20 protein-coding genes are annotated in these 19,754 nt (G+C 71.7%); 6 read left to right on the top strand and 14 right to left on the bottom strand.

What is annotated here, in order from left to right; translation table 11 throughout:
- Positions 1-47: 47 nt before the first annotated feature.
- The 7 genes from EV567_RS00460 to clpS form a co-directional block, all read right to left on the bottom strand.
- On the bottom strand, positions 48-998 hold the full coding sequence (locus tag EV567_RS00460; protein WP_130436558.1) for a PLP-dependent cysteine synthase family protein: 951 nt from the start codon (positions 996-998) through the stop codon (positions 48-50).
- Positions 999-1,003: 5 nt separating this feature from the next.
- Positions 1,004-1,282 carry a MoaD/ThiS family protein gene (locus EV567_RS00455; protein WP_130436557.1) on the bottom strand — a complete coding sequence of 93 codons (279 nt, stop codon included), beginning with the start codon at positions 1,280-1,282 and terminating at the stop codon, positions 1,004-1,006.
- A gap of 113 nt (positions 1,283-1,395) precedes the next feature.
- The gene (locus EV567_RS28440; protein ID WP_347400473.1) at positions 1,396-1,491 is read right to left on the bottom strand and encodes a putative leader peptide; all 96 of its coding nucleotides are present in this window, start codon (positions 1,489-1,491) and stop codon (positions 1,396-1,398) included.
- 118 nt (positions 1,492-1,609) lie between these two features.
- Positions 1,610-2,032 (bottom strand): Mov34/MPN/PAD-1 family protein, encoded by a 423-nt coding sequence (locus tag EV567_RS00445; RefSeq protein WP_130436555.1) that lies wholly within the window; start codon positions 2,030-2,032, stop codon positions 1,610-1,612.
- 157 nt (positions 2,033-2,189) lie between these two features.
- Complete coding sequence (locus EV567_RS00440) at positions 2,190-3,620, bottom strand: amino acid permease (protein ID WP_130436554.1); 1,431 nt, start codon at positions 3,618-3,620, stop codon at positions 2,190-2,192.
- 366 nt (positions 3,621-3,986) lie between these two features.
- On the bottom strand, positions 3,987-4,589 hold the full coding sequence (locus tag EV567_RS00435) for a DUF2017 domain-containing protein (RefSeq protein ID WP_130436553.1): 603 nt from the start codon (positions 4,587-4,589) through the stop codon (positions 3,987-3,989).
- A gap of 11 nt (positions 4,590-4,600) precedes the next feature.
- On the bottom strand, positions 4,601-4,918 hold the full coding sequence (clpS, locus tag EV567_RS00430; RefSeq protein ID WP_130436552.1) for an ATP-dependent Clp protease adapter ClpS: 318 nt from the start codon (positions 4,916-4,918) through the stop codon (positions 4,601-4,603).
- A 56-nt stretch (positions 4,919-4,974) separates the two neighbouring features.
- Between clpS and EV567_RS00425 the strand changes: the two genes are divergently transcribed.
- Both EV567_RS00425 and EV567_RS00420 read left to right on the top strand, forming a co-directional pair.
- Complete coding sequence (locus EV567_RS00425) at positions 4,975-6,321, top strand: nicotinate phosphoribosyltransferase (protein ID WP_130436551.1); 1,347 nt, start codon at positions 4,975-4,977, stop codon at positions 6,319-6,321.
- A 123-nt stretch (positions 6,322-6,444) separates the two neighbouring features.
- Complete coding sequence (locus EV567_RS00420; protein ID WP_130436550.1) at positions 6,445-7,032, top strand: isochorismatase family protein; 588 nt, start codon at positions 6,445-6,447, stop codon at positions 7,030-7,032.
- Between the two features lie 10 nt (positions 7,033-7,042).
- Here EV567_RS00420 and EV567_RS00415 read toward each other — a convergent pair whose 3' ends face one another.
- Positions 7,043-7,384: a hypothetical protein gene (locus tag EV567_RS00415; protein WP_130436549.1), complete on the bottom strand. Its 342-nt coding sequence runs from the start codon at positions 7,382-7,384 to the stop codon at positions 7,043-7,045.
- A gap of 157 nt (positions 7,385-7,541) precedes the next feature.
- The gene (locus tag EV567_RS00410) at positions 7,542-9,890 is read right to left on the bottom strand and encodes an immune inhibitor A domain-containing protein (protein ID WP_130436548.1); all 2,349 of its coding nucleotides are present in this window, start codon (positions 9,888-9,890) and stop codon (positions 7,542-7,544) included.
- A 353-nt stretch (positions 9,891-10,243) separates the two neighbouring features.
- Here EV567_RS00410 and EV567_RS00405 point away from each other — a divergent pair, with 353 nt between their 5' ends.
- Complete coding sequence (locus EV567_RS00405; protein ID WP_130436547.1) at positions 10,244-10,519, top strand: hypothetical protein; 276 nt, start codon at positions 10,244-10,246, stop codon at positions 10,517-10,519.
- A gap of 37 nt (positions 10,520-10,556) precedes the next feature.
- Here the strand turns inward: EV567_RS00405 and EV567_RS00400 are convergent, their stop codons facing one another.
- Together EV567_RS00400 and EV567_RS00395 are read right to left on the bottom strand one after the other, a co-directional pair.
- Positions 10,557-11,312, bottom strand: a complete 756-nt coding sequence (locus EV567_RS00400) for an RDD family protein (RefSeq protein ID WP_130436546.1) — start codon at positions 11,310-11,312, stop codon at positions 10,557-10,559.
- 96 nt (positions 11,313-11,408) lie between these two features.
- Positions 11,409-13,148 carry an RDD family protein gene (locus EV567_RS00395; protein WP_130436545.1) on the bottom strand — a complete coding sequence of 580 codons (1,740 nt, stop codon included), beginning with the start codon at positions 13,146-13,148 and terminating at the stop codon, positions 11,409-11,411.
- A 226-nt stretch (positions 13,149-13,374) separates the two neighbouring features.
- On the opposite strand from EV567_RS00395, the gene EV567_RS00390 reads away from it, so the two are divergent.
- A complete protein-coding gene (locus EV567_RS00390; protein ID WP_130436544.1) occupies positions 13,375-13,884 on the top strand; it encodes an SsgA family sporulation/cell division regulator in 510 nt (169 codons plus the stop codon).
- A 45-nt stretch (positions 13,885-13,929) separates the two neighbouring features.
- On the opposite strand, the gene EV567_RS00385 is transcribed toward EV567_RS00390, so the two are convergent.
- Entirely contained in the window at positions 13,930-15,336 is a 1,407-nt protein-coding gene (locus EV567_RS00385; RefSeq protein ID WP_130436543.1) for an FAD-binding oxidoreductase, read from the bottom strand.
- A gap of 92 nt (positions 15,337-15,428) precedes the next feature.
- On the opposite strand from EV567_RS00385, the gene EV567_RS00380 reads away from it, so the two are divergent.
- Positions 15,429-16,964: a lipopolysaccharide assembly protein LapB gene (locus EV567_RS00380; protein ID WP_242620633.1), complete on the top strand. Its 1,536-nt coding sequence runs from the start codon at positions 15,429-15,431 to the stop codon at positions 16,962-16,964.
- Positions 16,965-16,984: 20 nt separating this feature from the next.
- Here the strand turns inward: EV567_RS00380 and hppD are convergent, their stop codons facing one another.
- Entirely contained in the window at positions 16,985-18,130 is a 1,146-nt protein-coding gene (hppD, locus tag EV567_RS00375; protein ID WP_130436542.1) for a 4-hydroxyphenylpyruvate dioxygenase, read from the bottom strand.
- A 122-nt stretch (positions 18,131-18,252) separates the two neighbouring features.
- Between hppD and EV567_RS00370 the strand changes: the two genes are divergently transcribed.
- A complete protein-coding gene (locus EV567_RS00370; protein ID WP_130436541.1) occupies positions 18,253-18,729 on the top strand; it encodes an Lrp/AsnC family transcriptional regulator in 477 nt (158 codons plus the stop codon).
- Positions 18,730-18,774: 45 nt separating this feature from the next.
- On the opposite strand, the gene EV567_RS00365 is transcribed toward EV567_RS00370, so the two are convergent.
- Positions 18,775-19,566 (bottom strand): S16 family serine protease, encoded by a 792-nt coding sequence (locus EV567_RS00365; RefSeq protein ID WP_130436540.1) that lies wholly within the window; start codon positions 19,564-19,566, stop codon positions 18,775-18,777.
- Positions 19,567-19,754: the final 188 nt, after the last annotated feature.

Below are 19,754 nucleotides of genomic sequence, written 5' to 3'. Positions count from 1 at the left end.
GAACAGGCCCTTGGCAGACACATCGCCCCGTATCCGCATCGTGTGGCTCACGCCCAGAGTTGACCCTGGAGCGTCTCGATGGCTTCTTCCGTCGTCGCGGCGGTGTAGACGCCGGTGGACAGGTACTTCCATCCGCCGTCGGCCACCACGAACACGATGTCCGCGCTCTCGCCGGCCTTGAGCGCCTTCTTGCCGACGCCGATCGCGGCGTGCAGCGCGGCGCCGGTGGAGACGCCGGCGAAGATGCCTTCCTGCTGGAGCAGTTCGCGGGTGCGGGTGACGGCGTCGGCGGAGCCGACGGAGAACCGGGTGGTCAGGACGGAGGCGTCGTACAGCTCCGGCACGAAGCCCTCGTCGAGGTTGCGCAGGCCGTAGACCAGGTCGTCGTAGCGCGGCTCGGCGGCGACGATCCGGACGTCGGGCTTGTGTTCGCGCAGGTAGCGGCCGACGCCCATGAGCGTCCCCGTGGTGCCGAGGCCTGCGACGAAGTGGGTGACGGAGGGGAGGTCGGCGAGGATCTCCGGGCCGGTGGTGGCGTAGTGGGCGCCCGCGTTGTCGGGGTTGCCGTACTGGTAGAGCATCACCCAGTCGGGGTGCTCGGCGGAGAGTTCCTTGGCGACGCGTACGGCGGTGTTGGAGCCGCCGGCGGCCGGGGAGGAGATGATCTCGGCGCCCCACATGGCGAGCAGGTCGCGGCGCTCCTGCGAGGTGTTCTCGGGCATCACGCAGACGATGCGGTAGCCCTTGAGCTTGGCCGCCATGGCGAGGGAGATGCCGGTGTTGCCGCTGGTCGGCTCCAGGATGGTGCAGCCGGGGGTGAGGCGGCCGTCCTTCTCCGCCTGCTCGATCATGTGCAGGGCGGGGCGGTCCTTGACGGAGCCGGTGGGGTTTCTGTCCTCCAGCTTCGCCCAGATGCGGACGTCGGCGGACGGCGACAGCCGCGGCAGGCGCACCAGAGGGGTGTTGCCCACCGCGGCCAGCGGGGAGTCGTAACGCATGCCCGTCAGGCCATGCCGCCGGCCACGGCCGGCAGGATCGTCACGGTGTCGCCGTCGGCGAGCTTGGTGTTGATGCCGTCGACGAAACGGACGTCCTCGTCGTTGAGGTACACGTTGACGAAGCGGCGCAGCTGGCCGTCGTCCACGATGCGGGCCCGGATGCCCGAGTGCCGGCTCTCGAGGTCGGTGAACAGGTCGGCGAGGGTGTCACCGCTGCCCTCCACCGCCTTCTGACCGTCGGTGTACTGGCGGAGGATGGTGGGGATGCGGACCTCGATGGCCATGATGCGGCTCCTGTCGGAAGTGGTCGGGTCGGTGGGCGCACGGCAGCGCGGGGTACGGGCAGGGTGACGCGTCGCGCCGCGGGCTCACGGGCCGTACGGCGGCAGGGCGTGCGTCAACAGATGGCGCTGGCGAGCCTGCACAGGTCGACGTGCAGCCGCGCCACGAGCAGCGCTCCGGGCGTCCTGTCGCTCACGTCGTTCACAACCATGGGCTCATCGTATCGATTCCCGGCCCGCCCCCCGGAAGGTGATCCCACATCGTGGACCGAATCGGGTCGGTGGGTGAGACCGCCTCCGTCTTTCGGCCGGTGGGCGGGGCGGCGCCGGTCAGTACGCCTCGACGATCCGGACCTCTTCCTCGGTCACCTGGCCCTCGACGATGCGGAAGGAGCGGAACTGGAACTCGCCGGCGCCGTCGGTGTCGGCGGTGGAGACGAGGACGTAGTGGGCGCCGGGTTCGCCCGCGTAGGAGATGTCGGTGCGGGAGGGGTAGGCCTCGGTCGCGGTGTGGGAGTGGTAGACGATCACCGGCTCCTCGTCGCGGTCGTCCATCTCGCGGTAGAGCCTGAGCAGGTCCCCCGAGTCGAACTCGTAGAACGTGGGCGACATGGCCGCGTTGAGCATCGGGATGAACCGCTCGGGGCGGTCGGATCCGGCCGGCCCGGCGACGACGCCGCACGCCTCGTCGGGGTGGTCCTTGCGCGCGTGCGCGACGATCTTGTCGACGAGGTCCTGGGTGAGGGTCAGCATGTTCGCCAGGATAGACAAAGGGGCCTCCCCGTACCGAGGTGCGGTACGAGGAGGCCCACATGGTGGACGTCTCTCAGGGGTCCGGAGGGAGCGCCACGAGTGTTCCCTGCGGCCGGAGGACGTCCTCCGCGGTGACCGGACGGCGGTCAGACGGTGGTCAGCCGACCTTCTCCGGCTCCGGGGTGCGGTCGGCGATCTGCGGGTTGCGCGACTTCAGCACGGCCCAGCCGATGCCGAGGGCGACGGCCCAGCCGGCCATGACGTAGAGGCAGATGCGGGAGTCGGCGTCGTAGGCGATCAGGCCGGTGACGAAGAGGAGGAAGGCGATGGCGACGTAGGAGCACTTCGCGCCGCCCGGCGCCGGGAAGGACGAGGCGGGCAGGCGGCCCGCGTCGACGGCGCGGCGGTACAGGACGTGGCTGACGAGGATCATCAGCCAGGTCCAGATGCCGGCGGCGGTGGCGACGGAGGTGACGTATCCGAAGGCCTTCTCCGGGACGACGTAGTTCAGGACCACGCCGATGCCCATGAAGAGGACCGAGACGGTGATGCCGAAGGCCGGGGTCTTCGTCGAGGACAGCTTCTTGAAGGCTCCCGGGGCCTCGCCGCTCTCGGCCAGGTTCCTCAGCATGCGGCCGGTGGAGTACATGCCCGAGTTGCAGGAGGACAGGGCGGCGGTGAGCACGACGAAGTTAACGATGCCGGCGCCGGCCGGGATGCCGATCTTGGCGAAGGCGGCGACGAACGGGCTGACGCCCTCGGCGAACTCGGTCCACTTCACCACGCACAGGATGACGGTGAGCGCGCCGACGTAGAACAGCGCGATACGCCACGGCAGGGTGTTGATCGCCTTGGGGAGGGTCTTCTCCGGGTCCTCCGACTCGCCGGCGGTCACGCCGACCAGCTCGACCGCGAGGTAGGCGAACATGACGCCCTGCAGGGTCATCAGGGACGAGCCGATGCCCTTGGGGAAGAAGCCGTCGAAGGCCCACAGGTTGGAGACGGCGGCGGTGTCGCCGGCCTGGCTGAAGCCGAAGGTCAGGACGCCGAGGCCGATGACGATCATGCCGATGAGGGCGGTGACCTTGACCATCGAGAACCAGAACTCCAGCTCGCCGAAGAGCTTGACGGAGATCAGGTTGACCCCGAAGAGGATCACCAGGAAGACCAGGGCGGTCACCCATTGGGGAATCTGCGGGAACCAGTAGTTGACGTAGATCGCGGCCGCCGTGAGCTCGGCCATGCCGGTGACGACCCACATCAGCCAGTACGTCCAGCCGGTGAAGTAGCCGAAGAACGGGCCGAGGAACTCACGCGAGTACTCGGCGAAGGAGCCCGAGACGGGGCGGTAGAGCAGGAGCTCGCCGAGCGCCCGCATGATGAAGAAGATGATCACGCCGGCGAGGGCGTACATGAGGATGAGGCTGGGGCCCGCCTTGGCGATGTTCGCCCCGGCTCCCAGGAACAGGCCGACGCCGATGGCGCCGCCGATGGCGATCATCTGGACCTGGCGGCTGCCGAGGCCGCGCTCGTACCCCTCTTCGGCCCCCTGCGGGGCCTTGTCCGTGCCGACCTGTGCGGAGGTCATGTGTGGTGCGCCTTTCTCCATGCCGACCCGGGCCTCTCGTCGGCCTCGGATCGGGTTTCGATCCCCCCGGATTGATGGAGTCTGGGCGGGGCCCTGAGGCCTGCCCGTGCCTGGCCGGCGATCAACCGGCTCGGTGGCGCACCCGGCGGAACATAAGGGTGGTGTTCGCCGGGCGGTCGTGAAGATTTATCACGGCCGCAACAGTGATCACCCGGGGCGGCTGTGGCGCATCACACAAGAAGAAGCAGTCAAACAGGGCACAAAAGGGACACACTCGACCGCGCCGGTAACGCGATCGTTATCCGGATTTGAGCGTCCGCTGAGCGAACACGAAATCGTCACATCGGCGGCGAAACCGCCACATGTTCAGGGCATGAGCGTGGAGACGAGGGTCTCCTGGAGTCCGCCCAGCCACAGATAGGCCATCACCATCGGCTTACGGGGATCGTCGTCCGGCAGCCGGTACAGCAGATCGGTGTCGTCCTCGTCGGCGATGTCCAGCCGGGAGCCGATGGCGAGGCGCAGGTCGTTGAGCGCGCCGAGCCACTGCCGGGACATGTCGGGCGACAGCTGGAGCACCGCGCCGCCCTCGCTCCCGGCCGCCAGCTCGTCCAGCGAGCGCACCACCGCGAGGGCGTTCTCCCGCTTGCCGGCCCGCAGGTCGTTCTCGGTGTAGCGGCGGAACTCGGAGGAGTGGGCCCGCTGCTCCTCCGCCTCGCGCGGCCCCGGGGTGGCCTCGGGGTCGGTGTAGGCGTCGGGGAAGAGCCGCCTGAGCACCGGGTCGGCGGGGGGCTCGCTCGGCCCCTCGGCGAACAGCTCGGCGAGCGGGTCGTCCGGGGCGTCCTCCGCGGGGCCGGGGCCGATCAGCTCCAGGAGCTGCACGGCCAGCGACCGGATGATGGAGATCTCGACGTCGTCGAGGGCGACGGCCGCGCCGCCGCCGGGGAGCGGTTCGAAGTGTCCTGGCATCAGTGAGGTGACTACTTCCGGTCCTGCTGGAGGGTGGCCCACAGACCGTAGCCGTGCATCGCCTGCACGTCGCGTTCCATCTCCTCGCGAGAGCCGCTGGAGACGACCGCCCGGCCCTTGTGGTGGACGTCGAGCATGAGCTTGGTGGCCTTGTCCTTGGAGTAGCCGAAGTACGTCTGGAAGACGTACGTCACGTAGCTCATCAGGTTGACCGGGTCGTTGTGGACGATCGTGACCCAGGGGACGTCCGGCTCGGGGACGGCGAAGACCTCCTCCGCCGACTCGGTGCGTTCGATCTCTACGGGCGCGGGTGACGTCACAGGGCCCATGCTGCCACGGCCCGCCGAAATCGTCACACCGACGAAAAGGGGGTACGATGCGCTTCATGAACACAGCGGACCTTGGGCTGCCGGTGGATGTTCCCTCGACGGCGCTCTTCACGGACCAGTACGAGTTGACGATGCTGCAGGCCGCGCTGAAGGCGGGCACCGCCGGGCGGCGCAGCGTGTTCGAGGTCTTCACCCGGCGACTGCCGGAGGGGAGGCGCTACGGCGTCGTCGCCGGCACCGGGCGGGTCCTGGACGCCGTCGAGAACTTCCGTTTCGATCCCGGCCTCCTCGGCTTCCTGCGTCAGCGGGGGATCGTCGACGAGACGACCCTGGAGTGGCTCGGCTCGTACCGCTTCTCGGGTGACGTGTGGGGCTACCCCGAGGGCGAGGTGTACTTCCCGGGCTCGCCGATCCTGCGGGTCGAGGGCACCTTCGCCGAGTGCGTGCTGCTGGAGACCGTGATCCTCTCCATCCTCAACCACGACTCCGCGATCGCGGCCGCCGCCTCCCGGATGGCCTCGGCCGCCGGTGACCGCCCGCTGATCGAGATGGGCGCCCGCCGCACCCACGAGCTGGCCGCCGTCGCCGCCTCCCGCGCCGCCTACGTCGGCGGCTTCGCCACCACCTCCGACCTCGCCGCCGGCTTCCGCTACGGCATCCCCACCGTGGGCACCAGCGCCCACGCCTTCACCCTGCTGCACGACACCGAGCGCGACGCCTTCCGGGCCCAGGTGGACACCCTGGGCCGGGGCACCACGCTCCTGGTGGACACCTACGACGTCACCGAGGCCGTCCGCACGGCGGTGGAGGTCGCCGGGCCCGAGCTGGGCGCGGTGCGCATCGACTCCGGCGACCTGCTGCTCGTCGCCCACCGGGTGCGCCAGCAGCTGGACGAGCTGGGCGCCGCCCACACCAAGATCGTCGTGACCTCCGACCTCGACGAGTACGCCATCGCCTCGCTGGCGGCGGCCCCCGTGGACGCGTACGGCGTCGGCACCCAGCTGGTGACCGGGTCCGGGCACCCCACGGCCTCGATGGTCTACAAGCTGGTCGCCCGCGCGGAGTCCGACGACCCCGGGGCGCCGCTGGTGCCGGTGGCGAAGAAGTCCACCGGCGGCAAGACCTCGGTCGGCGGCCGCAAGTGGGCCGCGCGGCGCGTGGACGCGCACGGGGTGGCGGAGGCGGAGGTCGTCGGCACCGGCGCCGTGCCCGCGGAGCTGGCCGACCGGCAGCTGCTGGTGGAGCTGATCAAGGGCGGCGAGGTGGTCGGCCGCGAGCCGCTGGACGCCGTCCGCGACCGCCACGCGGCCGCCCGCTCCCGGCTCCCGCTGTCCGCGTCCCAGCTCTCGCGCGGGGAACCCGTCCTCGCGACGGAGTACGTCCAAGGGCCCTCGGGTAGCTAAACCGCGGGACGGTCCGTGCGGGGCCGGCCCGCCGGCTCCAGCACCGGGGCGTCCGCGCCCCTCCCCTACCGCCGCCGAAGTCTTTAGGCTCATGACTTCACCGACAGTCGAAGGACACCCATCATGCGCCGCGCCTTGATCGTCGTCGACGTGCAGAACGACTTCTGCGAAGGGGGCAGCCTCGCGGTGGCCGGGGGCGCCGACGTGGCCGCCGCGATCACCGAGCTGATCGGGCAGGCCCCCGCCGGGTACCGGCACGTCGTGGCCACCCGGGACCACCACATCGCGCCCGGCGGCCACTTCGCCGACAACCCCGACTACGTCGACTCCTGGCCGGCGCACTGCGTCGCCGGCACCGAGGGCGTGGGCTTCCACCCGAACTTCGCCCCGGCGGTCGCCTCGGGCTCCGTCGACGCCGTGTTCGACAAGGGCGCCTACTCGGCCGCGTACAGCGGCTTCGAGGGGACCGACGAGAACGGCGTGACGCTGGGCGACTGGCTGCGGGCGCGGGAGATCGACGAGGTGGACGTCGTCGGGATCGCCGCCGACCACTGCGTGAAGGCCACCGCGCTGGACGCGGCGCGCGAGGGTTTCCGCACCCAGGTGCTGCTGGACCTGACCGCCGGGGTGGCCCAGGAGACCACCGAGCGGGCGATCGAGGAGCTGCGGGCGGCCGGCGTGGAGCTGACCGGCAAGCCGGTGGTCCAGTAGCCCGCCGGGCTCACGGCTGTGCCGCCGGCCCCCTCAACAGGGACCTGATCGGACGCCACGGCTCGGGGACGCCGGCCACGGCGTGGACGGTGTGGTCGGGGGCCGTGCGCCACACGAGGCCGTCGGGGTGGTGCAGCACGGCGGTGATCTCGTCCGGGGTCGGCGGGGCCGCGTTGCCCCGCAGGTAGACGGCGCGCAGGCCCAGGTTGCGCAGCCTGGTCAGGGCGCGGGCGCGGTTCTGGGCGAGGACGAGGACGCGCACACCGGCGGCGGCCCGGGCGGTGGGGCTGGGCAGGTTCAGCGCCACCACCACGCTGCCGTTCGGCAGCTTGCAGAACCCTCCTGCGGCCATGCCGTCACACCCCCGTACGGATCGGCGTCGCCGGGACCGGCGCCGGGGCCGTCTCGGGGACCGTCAATAAGAGAAGCACAGGACGCACCTAAACACGATCGGCGGCGACCCGCCAGTGGGTCGCCGCCGAAACGCTTCTGACCTGCTAAAACTCCGCTTACTTCGCGGACGGTCCGACGCGGACCGTGATCGTCTGGCCGTTCGCGGGCTCGCTGACGATCCGGATCGAGGTGTTGGTGTCAGTGACCTTGACGCCGGCCTGCGGGTTCGACGCGTCGTAGTAGCTCGACTTGCCGTCGTCGAAGACCGGGACGCCCGGGCGGGACGGGATCTTCGTGGCGACGTCGGCGTTGTGCAGCGTGATCGCGTCGGTCGGGAAGGTGCTGAAGGTGGCGTCGAAGGACTGGACGCGGTTGCGCATCAGCGTGCCGTCGGTCCACTTCAGCGGGGTCGGGTGGGAGTCGATCGGGAGGATCAGGCCCTCACCCGGGTGCTGGCTGGTGTTGTCGTCGGCCTGGGAGGTGTCCCACTTCCAGATCAGCAGACCGTTCTGGTACGCGTAGTGCTCGACCCACTCCGGACGGGTCTTGGAGAAGCCGTAGTTGTACGGGCCGACCTTGAGGGTCGTGTCGTACGAGACGTACTGGCGGTTCTCCGCGATGTAGTACTGGGCGTAGTCGTCCGTGATGGCCGAGCCGATGCGGCTGAAGCCGTTGGCGGTCCAGGCGGCGTCGGCTGCCTCGGCGTTGTCGGAGAACAGGGTCGCGCCGTCGGCGGTCACCGTGATCTGGTCGGCCGTGAAGCCCTTCTGGGCCACGCCGCCGTCGGTGGCGTAGCGGAAGCGCAGGCCGATCTTCTTGCCGGCGTAGGCGTCCAGCGGGAACGTCAGCTTCTGGTAGGCGTCGACCGTGCCGGTGAGGGCGGGCTTGCCGCTGCCGTCACGCGGGATGGCGGTGCCGTCGGCCAGCTTGCCGTCGACCGGGGTCCAGTTGGCGCCGTCGGTGGAGACCTCGACGTAGGCGAAGTCGTAGTCCTTCTCGGTGTCCCACCAGGCGTCCAGGGACAGGGAGGCGGAGGACTTGCCGGTGAGGTCGACCGAGCGGGTCAGGGTGTTGCGCAGGTCGTTGCCGCTGCCGCTCCACCACTGGCGCGAGCCCTGGGCGGGCGCGACCACGGGGGTGGTGACCGTCTTGTTCGGCAGTTCGACGATCAGGGCCTGGGCGTTCTTGGTGTTGTACTCCGCGACGCCCAGCTTGTGACGGGACTTGACGCCCGCCTTGGCGACCTCGTAGTCCAGCCAGCCGAGCTGGAGCTTGTCCCAGGCGTTCATGTCGCCGGGCAGGTCTCCGATGGAGTTCTTGCCGGTGCCGAGCCAGGAACCGGAGGACATCAGCGTCCAGAAACCGGTGGAGTTCTCACCGGAGCCGGAGGTGTCGTACTCGTCGGGCAGGCCGAGGTCGTGGCCGTACTCGTGGGCGAAGACGCCCAGTCCGCCGTTCTCCGGCTGGATGGTGTAGTCGCCGACCCAGACGCCGGTGTCACCGATCTCGGTGCCGCCGAGCTTGTTGGTGTCGGGGCCGCTGGAGCCGGCGTCGGTGCCGAAGGCGTACCAGCGGTGGGCCCAGATGGCGTCCTCGCCCTGGGCGCCGCCGCCCGCGGACTCGTCCTCGCCGGCGTGCACGATCTGGAAGTGGTCGATGTAGCCGTCGGGCTCGTTGAAGTCGCCGTCGCCGTCGAAGTCGTAGCGGTCCCACTGGTCGTACTCGGCGAGCTCGGCCTTGATCTCGGCGGCGGTGTCGCCGGCGGCCTCACGCTGGGCGACCCAGGCGTTGACGCCGTCCTGCACCGCGTACCAGGCGCCGGTGGTGGCGGCGTTGGAGCCGTAACGGGCCTCGTTGTAGGGGACCTTGACCCAGTCGGTGACCTCGCCGTCGACCGAGTAGCGGCCCGAGGACTGCTTCTCGTAGTACTTCTTCAGCGACTCGGTGCCCGGGCCGGTGCCGAAGTACAGGTCCTGGAAGTGCTTGCGGTCGTAGTCCGCCTGCCAGGCCGTGCTGTTGTTCTTGGCCGGGTCCGGCTTCGCGATCTTGTTGTGCAGCGGACCGGGGGTGCCGCCGTAGCGGCTGTCGACCTGGTCGCCGAACTCGACGAGGATGGTGAAGATCTTGTCGGTCTTCTCGCGGCCCAGCTCGACGTACTTGGGGTCGCCCTTGCGGCTCGCCAGCTGCACGACCTTCGAGCCGTCGCGGTCCTTGACCGCGGCCTCGCCGGATATGACCTGCTCCAGGGCCTCCTTGCGCTGGGCCTCCTGCCTCGCGCTCAGCGGCCCGTCGAAGTCGTGCTCATGAGCCTTGGCCGGCTGCGGGTCCTTGCGGTCCGCCACCGGGGCCTTCGCCGGCGCGCCGTCGGCGGCCTGGGCCACGGCGAACGTCGAGAACGTCGCCGAGGCCGCCGCGAGGGCGACGACCGTGGCGGCCGTCCTGAACGTCCAGGATCTGCTAGTCACTTGATTCCTCCCACTCACGCGTCCAGCAGCGCGGAAGGGGGTTCCATGTCAAGGGAAGTCCGCGCGCGGTTATACGCGTGTAGTCAAGTGACGTCATTTGACTACTGGTTCACCAGAAAAGACAGACCTTGACTTGGACAGGTCAACTGCATTATTAGGAGACGGGGTTCGCATTGCGGACACGTGACTGTCACATGACGGGCGCGTAGGCCCGTCCGCGGGCCGGACGTCATGAATCCGTGCGCCCCCCGTGCACCGGCACCGTGGGTCAGCTCACGCTTACCGCTCGTTCCGCTCGGGCATGCAGGCGAATAGAGTCGAGATCGCCCCCGCCTTCCGAGGACACGATTGCCATGCCTCGTCCGACTGTCGCACAGCTCACGTACGGTTCCTGCACCGTCGTCTTCTCGACGCTCGCCATGTTGCTGCTGTCGCAGACGAGTTCGGGCCCTGCCGTCGCGGTCATCGCCGTCGCCGCGGTCGCGCTCGGCGTGCTCGTCGCGATGACGGTACCGGCGCCCCGGCGCACCCCCGTGATCGTGGCACGCTCCGCCGCGGAGCAGCCGGCGGTCGCGTCGGTCGCCGCCGCGGCGCCGCACGAGGCCGTCCGGGAACCGTCGGCACGCTGACCGCCGCATTCATGACGGTTCGCCATGTCTGATCGCGTCAGGTGACGTTGACCTCGACCGTCTTGGCGGCCTTGTCGTGCAGGCCCTGCTTGTACGGCTTGTCGAAGTAGCTCCAGCCGCCGCAGATCGCCGTCCACAGACAGGCGCAGCAGAACGCGAACGGCAGCCACAGCACCAGCGCGCGGATCAGCGAGGTCTGCACGGAGGGCGTGGAGCCGTTGTCGAGGTTGGCCACGCGCATCCCCAGCCACTTCTTGCCGAGGGTCTGCCCGGACCTGGCGATCATGAAGGTGTCGTAGGCGATGTAGAGGACGGCGGCCACCAGGGACTGCGCGAGCGACTTGCCGACCTCGACGCGCGAGCTGTCCACGTCGTACTCGTTGACGCCGAAGCCCCAGGTCAGCAGCCAGACGACGATGGCCACGAGGATCATGTCGATGATCCGGGCGAGGGTGCGCTTGCCGCTGTCGGCGAGCGGGGGCATACCGGCGAGGGGGTCGGCGGGATAGCCGCCGTAAGGGTCGCCCGGGCCTCCCCCGTAGGGGCCACCGCCGTGAGGACCGCCGCCGTAGGCGCCACCGGGGCCTCCCCCGTAGGGACCGCCCGGGCCGCCCGCGCCGTACGGCGGAGGCTGATGGCCTCCGGGAGGCGGGGGCTGGCCGCCCTGGCCGCCCTGTGCGTCCTGCCCGCCGCCCTGCCCCTGACCGTACGGGGGCTGCTGCGGGGGCTGCTTCCTGAACGGGTCGTCCTCCGGCGGCTCGCCGCCGGAACCGGGGGGCGGTTCGGTCGTCATGGCCCGAGTCGACCGCGAACCCCACCGCTTCGCATCCGGCGAGCGGCCGTCCGGAGTACGGGACTCCCCGGGCGGCCCAACGACCCTGAGGGTCCCTCAGCCCGCCACGAAGGTGTGCGCCGCCTTGTCGTGCCAGCACTGCCGCCACGGGCGGTCGAACACGCACCACAGGACGCCCAGGACACCGACGGCGAGCAGACCGGGCACGCTGTAGACGAGCCAGCGGCGCAGGGCCGCCCCGAAGGACGGCGGCTCGCCGCCCTCGATGTCCCGCACTTCGAGGCCGAGCAGCTTCTTGCCCAGTGTGCGGCCCCACTTGGCGGTCGGCAGCGCCTCGTAGAGGACGCCGAAGACCAGCATCACGGCCAGGACGATGCCGAGGTACACCGACGTGGTGCCGTCCAGGAGCCAGACGGTGACGGTCTCGCCGGACTGCTTCGCCGCGTCGATCTTGTCGTTGACGTGCTCGACGGCCTTCGTGCCCAGCGGGACGGCGGCCGCCGCGGTGACACCGCCCACGACGAGCGTGTCGACGAACCGGGCGACCAGCCGCTTGCCGAGCCCGGCGGGGCGCGCGGACGCCTGGCGCCGGGCGGCCGCCTGGAACACGTCGTCGACCGGCGGCTTCCAGGGCACGACGGGCTGGTCGTCCCCGCCGCCGGCCAGCTGGTGCACCTGCTGCGCCCAGGACTGCTGGCCACCGCCGGGACCGGCGCTGACGGGAGCGGCGGGGGCCACGGCGGCGGGCTGGGGCTGGGGTGGCTGCGGGCCGGGTTGGGCGGGGACTCCGGGGGCGGGGCCCGCCTGGGGGACGGGAGCAGGCGGGGCGGGGGCGGGCACCGGGGGCTGAGACGTCTGGAGCGCCGCGGCTGGGGGCGCGGGGGCGGCGGGCGCTGCGGGCCCGGTCGGCTGGGCGGGTGCCGGCCGGCCGGGGATCTGGCTTCGGGCTGCGGGGGCCGCCGGGGCCGCGTCGACGCCGGGCGGTGCGGCGGAGGCGGGCGTCGCGGCGGAGGCCGGTGCGGGTGCGGCGGAGGCGGGCGTCGCGGCGGAGGCCGGTGCGGGTGCCGCGGAGACGGGCGTCGCGGCGGAGGCCGGTGCGGGAGCCGCCGCCGCGCCCCCGGCGCCCGCGGGCCCACCGTTTCCGGACGCGCCGACGGGGCCCTGGAGGCCGGGAACGGATGGTCCGGCCGCCGCTGGCGAGGTCGTGCTCCCCGGTCGCGCGCCGGGCGCCCCGGACGCGTCGGACGTGCGCGGGGACGGCGCACGGAACGTCATGGTGCCGGGGTCGCCGCCGGTGCCGCCGACGTCGGACGGGGCGGTCCCTGAAGGCGGCCCGCCGGCCGGACGGCGGAAGACGAACGTGCCGTCGGAGACGACGTCACCAGAACCGGAGCCGGGGCCGGACGGGCCCACGGGCTCGGCCTCCCCCACCCTCGGGTCGGGACCCTGCGGGGAGCCCCAGGACACCTTGCGGTCCTGGTCCCCGCCGAACCCCGACTGGTGGGAGCGGTCGGCGCCCCACGCGGACGAGGGCTCGCTCCGGCCGCCGTACTGCTGGTCCGCCGGCACCGGGTCCTCGTCGAAGAAGTGCGGCCCGGTCTCCTCGACCGAGGCGACCGACGGGGTCGGCGCGCCGGACGGGCCGGAAGCCGGCGGGGACCCGGGCCCGGACGGGGACGGGGGCATGAGCGGTTCACCGCCGGAGGGCGCCGGCCGGCTGGTGCCGGGCACCCAGGAGGAGCCGTTCCAGTAGCGGACGTAGCCAGGGATGGACGGGTCCGGGTAGTACCCCTCGCGGGGCCTGTCGTCGCCGGGTGCCGGGGAGGGGGCGCTCATGTCCGTCGTCCCGTATCTGCTCGGGGGTGTGATGGGGGCCTCCACATCTATCAGACGAGCGCAAGCCCCACCGGCAGTCCCGCCGGACCCACTCCTATCCGGGCAACCCCGTGCACGCGGTTCACACGTTCGGACCGTCGGCGAAAGAACTTCTCCGATCCGGCGTAATGCCGCCGTCGCAAACCGCTCTCCCTTCCGTACGGATGCGTACCGAGAGGAGAACGACATGCGACCCACCGTGGTGGAACGCGAGCTGGAGCTCGTACTCGTGCTGTCGCCGGAGCTCAGCGTCCCGGTGCCGGCCCGGCTCGACTACCGCAGCGACGATCCCTTCGCCGTGCACGTGACCTTCCACATCCACTCCGAGCGCCCCGTGCACTGGACGTTCGCCCGCGAGCTCCTGGTCGAGGGCGTGTTCCGGCCGTGCGGGCAGGCGGACGTACGGGTGTGGCCGACGAAGGCGGACGGACGCGGCGTCGTGATGATGGCGTTGAGCTCGCCCGCCGGGGACGCCCTGCTGGAGGCGCCCGCCGAGCAGGTGACGGCCTGGCTGGAGCGGACGCTGCGGGCGGTGCCGCCGGGGACGGAGGCCGCTCGGCTCCGCCTCGACGACGAGCTGACCGAGCTGTTCTCCCCGGCGGCGGACGACCTGTGGCTGTGCGACCAGTGGCTGAGCGAGCCCGGGCCGGGCTCCGGGGCGGGGCCGTCGTCGGACGAGCCGCGGGACGGGGCGTGAAGCGGCGGACGGGAACCGCGCCGCCGGCCGCCGTACAGGCGTACGTCAGAACAGTTTGCCGGGGTTGAGGATGCCCAGCGGGTCGAAGACCTGTTTGACGGCCCGCTGCATCTCCAGGCCCACGGGGCCGATCTCGCGCGCCAGCCACTCCTTCTTCAGCACGCCCACCCCGTGTTCGCCGGTGATGGTGCCGCCCAGTTCCAGCCCCAGGGCCATGATCTCGTCGAAGGACTCGCGGGCGCGCCGGCACTCGTCGGGGTCCTGGGCGTCGAAGCAGACCGTCGGATGGGTGTTGCCGTCGCCCGCGTGGGCGACGACGCCGATGGTCAGCGCGTACTTCTCGGCGATGCGCTCGACGCCGTCGATCATCTCGCCGAGCCGGGAGCGGGGCACGCACACGTCGTCGATCATCGTGGTGCCCTTGACCGCCTCCAGGGCGACGAGGGAGGAGCGGCGCGCCTGGAGGAGCAGTTCGGACTCGGCGGCGTCCTCGGCCGGGACGACGGAGGTGGCGCCCGCGGCCTCGCACAGCGCTCCGAGAGCGGCGAGGTCGGCGGCAGGGTCGGGGGTGTCGAACGCGGCGAGCAGGAGGGCCTCGGTGGTCTGCGGGAGGCCCATGCGGGTGAGCTCGTTGACGGCCTGGACCGTCGTACGGTCCATCAGTTCGAGGAGGGAGGGGAGGTGGCCGCCGGCCATGATCCGGCAGACGGCGTCGCAGGCGGCGGCCCCCGAGGGGAACTCCGCGGCGAGGACGAGCTGCCGCGGCGGCCGCGGCTTCAGCGCGAGGACGGCGCGGACGACGACGCCCAGCGAGCCCTCGGAGCCGACGAAGAGACGGGTGAGGTCGTAGCCGGCGACGCCCTTGGCGGTGCGCCGGCCGGTGGTCATCAGCCGGCCGTCGGCGAGGACGACGTCGAGGCCGATGACGTACTCGGCCGTCACGCCGTACTTCACGCAGCACAGGCCGCCGGAGGCGGTGCCGATGTTGCCGCCGATCGTGCAGGTCTCCCAGCTGGAGGGGTCGGGCGGGTAGTACAGGCCGTGCTCGCCGACGGCGCGGGAGAGCACGGCGTTGACGACGCCCGGTTCGACGACGGCGATCCGGTCTACGGGGTCGATCTCCAGGATGCGGTCCATCCTGACGAGGGAGAGCACGACGCAGCCGTCCGAGGCGTTGGCGGCGCCGGACAGCCCGGTGCGGGCGCCCTGCGGGACGACGGGGACGCGCAGCTCGGTGGCGGTGCGCAGGACGTGCTGGACCTGCTCGACGGTGCGCGGCAGCACGACGACGGCCGGGGCGCCGGCCGGGCAGAAGCTCGCCATGTCGTGGGCGTACGAGGCCATGACGTCCGGATCGGCGAGGACCGCCTCGGCGGGCAGGCCGTCGAGAAGCCGGTCGAGGAGGTTGCCGGTCGCTTCGTCACGGGGAGCTTCGATACGGCTCATGATCACAGCGTCGCACCCGGGGCCATCGGTGTGAACCCCGGCTGTGGCACCCGGCGGATGCCCCGGCCGCGCGCCGGCCCTGACGCACAGTGAGCGCCATGGACGAACGCGCCAGGGAGACGACGACACCGAGGACGACGGGAACGACGACGGCGGGGCCGGGGGACGTGCGCTCGGAGGCCGGTGGGGCGGCGGGGGGCGGGGGCGCCGTACCGCGCGGGCGGCACGCGCGCGGATGGCGGCGGCGCTTGGCCTGGGGGCTGGCCGTGGGCGCGGCCGTGGGGGGCGCCGGAGTCGGCGCGGCGATGATGTGGTCACAAGGGGAGGCGCCGCGGGGGCCGGCGGTCGTGCCGGCGCCGGGCGCGCGGGCGCAGGCGGCGGTGCGCGGCGGGGTCACCGCGGCGCTGCCCGAGCTGGCCGAGCTGATCGACGAGCACGAGGCCCGCCTGCGGAGCCGTCCGCACGACGCCCGCGGCTGGGCGGTCCTCGGCGCGGCCTACGTGGAGCAGGGCCGGCGCACCGCCGACGCCGCCGTGCTGTACCCCAAGGCCGACCGCGCCCTGCGCGCCTCGCTGAAGGCGCGGCCCCGCGGCAACGCCGAGGCCCTCGTCGGCCTGGCCGCCCTCGCCAACGCACGCCGTGACTTCCGTACCGCCCTGGAGCAGGGCGAGGCCGCGCGCAAGGCGGCGCCGAAGCAGTGGACGGCGTACCCGCAGCTCATCGACGCCTACACCGGCCTGGGCGAGTACAAGAAGGCGCAGGCCACGCTGGACCGGCTGAAGAAGCTGCACTCCGGGCCGGCGGTGAAGGCGTGGGCGGCGGGTGTCTACCGGGACCGCGGCTGGCGTGAGGACGCGGCGGCCGCGCTGTCCGACGCGGTGGCGGGGGCGGCCTCGCCCGCCGAGCAGGCGGCCTGGCTGGAGCGGGCGGGGCAGCTGTCCTGGGAGCGCGGTGACCGCGAGGCGGCGCTGCGGCAGTTCCAGGAGGCTGTGCGGCTCGACCCGGACCAGCGCGCCGCGCAGGCCGGGCAGGGCCGGGCGCTGGCCGCTCTGGGCCGGGTGTCGGAGGCGCTGAGCGCCTACCGGGTGGCGCTCGCCAAACAGCCGCTGCCGGGTTACGCGCTGGAGCTGGGCGAGCTGTACGAGTCGCTGGGGCTCACCGAGGCGGCCCGGGTGCAGTACGACCTGCTGCGCGCACATGTGTCGCGGGACGAGGCGGGCGGCGTCGACCAGCAGCTGGTGCTGGGCCAGTTCGAGGCGGACCACGGGGACCCGGCGGCGGCGGTCTCCCGGCTGCGCGCCGAGTGGCGACGGCAGCCGGGGATCGCCGTGGCCGACGCGCTGGGCTGGGCGCTGCACCGCGCCGGAGACGACCGTGAGGCCCTGCGGTACGCGATGACGGCGACCGACAGGGTGCACGGCGGTGCGATGCGCAGCGCGCCGTACACCTACCACCTGGCCATGATCGAGCGCTCCCTGGGACGGCAGGGCGCCGCCCGCCGTCATCTGACGGAGGCCCTGCGGATCAACCCCTACTTCTCGCCGCTGCACGCCCCCGCGGCCAGGGCGGCCCTCACCGCCCTGGGCGAGCCGTCGATGGAGGACGTACCGGACTTCCGTCCCCCACGCGGCTGAGGGATGCCCCTGTCAGGGCCTCACAGGTTGCCCCGCTTCGCCTGCTCCCGCTCGATCGCCTCGAACAGGGCCTTGAAGTTGCCCTTGCCGAAGCCCATGGAGCCGTGGCGTTCGATGAGTTCGAAGAACACGGTCGGCCGGTCCTGGACCGGCTTGGTGAAGATCTGCAACAGGTAGCCGTCCTCGTCGCGGTCGGCGAGGATCTTCAGCTCGCGCAGGGTGTCCACGGGGACGCGGGTGTCGCCGACCCACTCGCCGAGGGTGTCGTAGTAGGAGTCCGGGGTGTCCAGGAACTGGACGCCGGCCGCGCGCATGGTCCGGACGGTGGCGACGATGTCGTTCGTGTTCAGCGCGATGTGCTGGACGCCTGCGCCGCCGTAGAACTCCAGGTACTCGTCGATCTGGGACTTCTTCTTGGCGACGGCGGGCTCGTTGATCGGGAACTTGACCTTGAGGGTGCCGTCCGCGACGACCTTCGACATCAGGGCGCTGTACTCGGTGGCGATGTCGTCGCCCACGAACTCCTTCATGTTCGTGAAGCCCATGACGTCGTTGTAGAACGAGACCCACTCGTTCATCCGGCCGAGTTCGACGTTGCCGACGCAGTGGTCGATGGCCTGGAAGGTCCGCTGGGCGGGCGGCTCGACGATCGGGGCGGCGGCGGTGAAGCCGGGCAGGTAGGGGCCGTCGTAGCCGGAGCGGTCGACGAGCGTGTGCCGGGTCTCGCCGTAGGTGGCGATCGCGGCCAGCACCACGGTGCCGTGCTCGTCCTTGAGCTCGTACGGCTCGGCGACCGAGCGGGCGCCGTGTTCGAGGGCGTACGCGTACGCGGCGCGCGCGTCGGGGACCTCAATGGCGAGGTCGACGACGCCGTCGCCGTGTTCGGCCACGTGCCGGGCGAGGAAGTGGCCCCACTCGGTGGCGGGCTTGATCACCGAGGTGAGGACGAAACGGGCCGAGCCGTTCTCCAGGACGTAACTCGCGGTCTCGCGGCTGCCGTTCTCCGGTCCGGAGTACGCGACCAGCTTCATGCCGAAGGCGGTGGAGTAGTAGTGCGCCGCCTGCTTGGCGTTGCCCACGGCGAAGACGACCGCGTCCATTCCCTTCACCGGGAAGGGGTCGGCCTGCCGGGCGGTGTCGGGAGTGTGAGATGTGGTCTGCGTCATAGCCGAAGCGTGGCCCCGCCGGGCAAGGTGCGCAACACTTCCCCTGTCGGCCGGGCAATGTGTACAGCGTCGCACCGGCTTCGGCGGGCTTTCTGTACAGGATGACCATCTCGGAGGCGGGCATGGCGATCGATCGTCTGGACGGCCGGATCATCGGGTTGCTGGCGCGCGAGCCGAGGATCGGGGTGCTGGAGATGTCGCGCCGGCTGGGGGTCGCCCGGGGCACCGTGCAGGCCCGGCTGGACCGGCTCCAGTCGAACGGGGTCATCCGCGGGTTCGGGCCCGAGGTGGATCCCGCGGCCCTCGGCTACCCGGTCACCGCGTTCGCCACGCTCCAGATCCGGCAGGGTCAAGGCACCGACGTCCGGGCGCACTTGGCGGGTGTGCCGGAGGTGCTGGAGCTGCACACCACCACCGGCAGCGGGGACATGCTGTGCCGGCTGGTGGCCCGCTCCAACGCCGATCTCCAGCGGGTCATCGACCGGGTCGTCGGCTTCGACGGGATCGTGCGGGCCTCCACCGCGATCGTGATGGAGAACGCGGTTCCGCTGCGGATCATCCCGCTCGTGGAGCAGGCGGCACGGGACCGGGAGCCGTAGTCCTGTCAGGTCCGGCCCGGTCAGGTCCGGTCCGGTCCGGTCCCGTCAGCAGGAGGGCACCTGCCCCTTGCCCTTCTCCAGGGAGACGAGGGAGTCGACGGCGCCCTTGAGCGTCGTCACCGGGATCAGCCGCAGGCCCTCGGGCAGTTCGCTCTTGGCCTGGGAGCACTCTTCCTTCGGGACGAGGAACACGGTGGCGCCGTCCCGGCGGGCGGCCTGCGTCTTCAGCGCGACCCCGCCGACCGCGCCGACGCGTCCCTCGGCGTCGATGGTGCCGGTGCCGGCGACCGTGCGGCCTCCGGTGAGGTCGCCGCCGCCGCCGTCGCCGTTCAGCTTGTCGACGATCCCCAGGGAGAACAGCAGACCGGCGCTCGGGCCGCCGACGTCGGCGAGCTTCAGCGTGACGGTGACGTCGTCGTCGGCGCGGTGCAGATAGGTGAGCGCGGCCTCGGTCGCGGCGTCCTGGGACGCCTTCATCTGCTCGGTGTTGTGCCGCTCGATCTCCTTGGTGCTCTCTCCGCTGGGGTAGACGGCGTCGCGCGGCATCACCGCCTGGTCGGTGCGGAACCAGCCGTCGACGACGTCACCGAGGGAGACGTGCGTGTCGGGGCTGGTCGCCTCGATGGTGGTCATCCGCAGCTGCCCGGTGGTCCGCCGGGTGGGCGCCCCCGAGATCGTGATCACCGGGGTTCCCTTGTTCTCGCCCAGGACGTTCGCCGTCATCCCCGGCTGCGCCACCGAGAACGGCAACGGCACGAACACGGCGACCGCGATCAGCCCGACGAGGGGCACGGCACAGCCGACGAGAACCTGAACCCGCGAAACCCGAGAAAACACAGCCCCAATCTAACGTCCCACCCCTGGAAGCCCACCCGCGGCATGGGGGACGCCCTGCCCCCACAACTGCGGGCGGTCGCGCCGCCGGGCCGGCACAGCCGACACACAGCCGACACCCTGTCCTCCCCACGCAGCTGCCGGCAATCGTGCCGCTGGGGCCGGCGCAGTCGACGCCCTGTCCTGCCCAC

The sequence above is a fragment of the Streptomyces sp. BK239 genome, assembly GCF_004217285.1.
Taxonomy (GTDB): Bacteria; Actinomycetota; Actinomycetes; order Streptomycetales; family Streptomycetaceae; genus Streptomyces.
The sequence above is the reverse complement of the archived record's forward strand: the minus strand, read 5'-3'. Positions and strand labels throughout refer to the sequence as shown.